Here is a 2,139-nt window from a genome sequence, read left to right on the forward strand (position 1 = left end):
TAAAGGAATGAGGGATTATCGGACTGGTTTATATCGTGTTACAAAGTGCTGTAAAGCCCGGAAATACGGGCTTTTTTAAAATTAACCGTTTCATAGTTTGTTATATTTAATTACATTGGGCTGTCCCAAAACTGTCCAAAGGACGGTAAAAAAGTTTGTTAGAGAAACTTAAAAATATAAAAAAAGCCCCATATTTTTAAAATAACAGAAAAAATAATTGAAAACAAGTCTTTTATTTTCGAAAATCGTACTATATATTAAATACATATAAAAGTATGCGCATTCTTTTTAAATCATCTATAAATTTTAAATTCCTCAAGAAAGGGGGAAAATCATGAAAAAGATTAAACGTTGTGTAGCAATTATTTTATCAATGGTTTTAGTATTTTCGATGTCAACGGTAGCTTTCGCTAGTGAAAAATATAATCGAAATGCCAATTCGGAGGGTACTTGCAGTAAAGAAGAGGTTGACTTATCCAATGGTAGTTATACTATAATTTATGAAGATGGAGAGTTATATATAGTTCCTGCTCAAGAAACACGAATGGGTGGTGGAATTGGACACTGTACTGTAAAAAATAAGACTTTTTCATATTCAATGACAAGAAGTCAGGCAGAAGCGGCACTTAATGCAATAAATATGGGAGAGGGTGCAACTAAATCTTTAGGGACTTTACTCTTAGCTGTTTTAGGTGGAACTCCTGTTGGTGCAGCAATTGGACTTGGTATTTCTGTAATTCTTAATTTTATTGGTGGAGAGAGTGCTTACGTCAGTCATTTAAAATCATTCCTTAATTCGGGTAAATCCGTAGCATATTTTAAATTTGATACACATTGTGTGAATAGAGGAAATATGTATGGAGATCCAATGTATGATTATGTGGTAGATGATGTAAGAATAACTTATTAGAAATGAAAATGAAAAGAAACCATTGGGCATTATTAGTTTTTGTGTTAATAATAGTATTGCAGTGGATTGGATTAGGATGTCACGATGAAATAAGATTTATTCTTTTGGCAATTATATTAGTTCTAATTGTTTTATTTGCAATATTATTGCGGAAATAGCAAATGTGTTTATGTTCAGAAAGAATAGTGAGGTAAAGGAACAAGGCGAAGCCGATACGCCGTAGGGCAGTCCTTTACGGAACGGACACAGCCAATAGCACCATGATACATAAGAGGACTTGAAAGGTCACAAACCTTGCAAGTCCTCTTGTCTGTTCTATGGGTCATTTCTGGTCGGATTGCATTTTCCGATAGACCGCTTCTTTCGTGGCTTCTCGAAGAAAGTTCTCTTGTCTGATATATGCCAGATGTTTATTCTGGATATAAGCGTCTGATTCGCAATCATATTCGTAAGGGATAACCTGTGCTGTTCCCTGTTCCTCGTCAATTCCATAGACAATCACCTTAGAATCTCTCAATGCCAGTCCGAGTGTCAGAAAGCCGGAAGTGAAGTAATTATTGTTGTGTGGAACAGTTATGTTTTCCAGTGCATGAAAGAAGTATGTTACTTCTTCTGTCTGTTCATTCTCAAAAGCCGGAATGATATGTAAGATGTTGTTTGCTTTATCTGCATATGCCCGGCAGACCAGAACGGAAGAATCAGCCTTTTGTATGATACCGTCAAAATAATCGACGGAGTATACGGTAGGTTGATAGAAAATGGCGGTTTCTTTCGTTGTGAGGTTATGATAAGTCAGAAAGCCGTTCACAAGCCGGACAATCTCGATATCATCCCCGTAGGTAAAGCCTTTCTGCTCTAAAAGAGTATAAAAAGTTTTTGTAAATTCTTCCGGCAGTTCAATCCCCAGTTTTTCTGTAATGAGCATATCTACATATTCTTTGAATGAACCATACAGAAGTTCATTAAGCGTCATATTTCCCAACGTGGCAATCTGCTTCAAGCGTTTCTCATTGGGGAGATTCACTCCCTTTTCCCAACTGTTTACAGAGCCTTTCGGGGCATTGTCTATGATTTCCCCAAACTTCTGCATACTGTAACCGTATTTCTTGCGTATCTGTAAAATCCGTTTCCCTACAGCTTCTTTATTGACAAACATATGCACACCTCGTTTCTGTTCTCATCATAACACAAGATAAGGATAAATGTAAGGGTAAAATTATAATAAGTTA

Annotated in this window: 2 protein-coding genes; one reads left to right on the forward strand and one right to left on the reverse strand. The window is 36.1% G+C overall.

Annotation, left to right across the window (positions count from 1 at the left end; genetic code table 11):
* The first annotated feature begins 334 nt into the window (after positions 1-334).
* The gene (locus ACTQXY_RS15325; RefSeq protein ID WP_441660193.1) at positions 335-910 is read left to right on the forward strand and encodes a hypothetical protein; all 576 of its coding nucleotides are present in this window, start codon (positions 335-337) and stop codon (positions 908-910) included.
* A gap of 322 nt (positions 911-1,232) precedes the next feature.
* On the opposite strand, the gene ACTQXY_RS15330 is transcribed toward ACTQXY_RS15325, so the two are convergent.
* Positions 1,233-2,066, reverse strand: coding sequence for a helix-turn-helix domain-containing protein (locus ACTQXY_RS15330; RefSeq protein WP_441660194.1), 834 nt, complete (start codon positions 2,064-2,066; stop codon positions 1,233-1,235).
* Between the last annotated feature and the right edge of the window lie 73 nt (positions 2,067-2,139).

Source organism: Faecalimonas sp. LCP19S3_D12 (assembly GCF_052121495.1).
Taxonomy (GTDB): Bacteria; Bacillota; Clostridia; order Lachnospirales; family Lachnospiraceae; genus Faecalimonas.

What these genes read in the sequence shown, in the direction of transcription:
- ACTQXY_RS15330 (WP_441660194.1), bottom strand. Translation starts at nt 2,066, where the DNA reads ATGTTTGTCAATAAAGAAGCTGTAGGGAAACGGATTTTACAGATACGC.
- ACTQXY_RS15325 (WP_441660193.1), top strand. Translation starts at nt 335, where the DNA reads ATGAAAAAGATTAAACGTTGTGTAGCAATTATTTTATCAATGGTTTTA.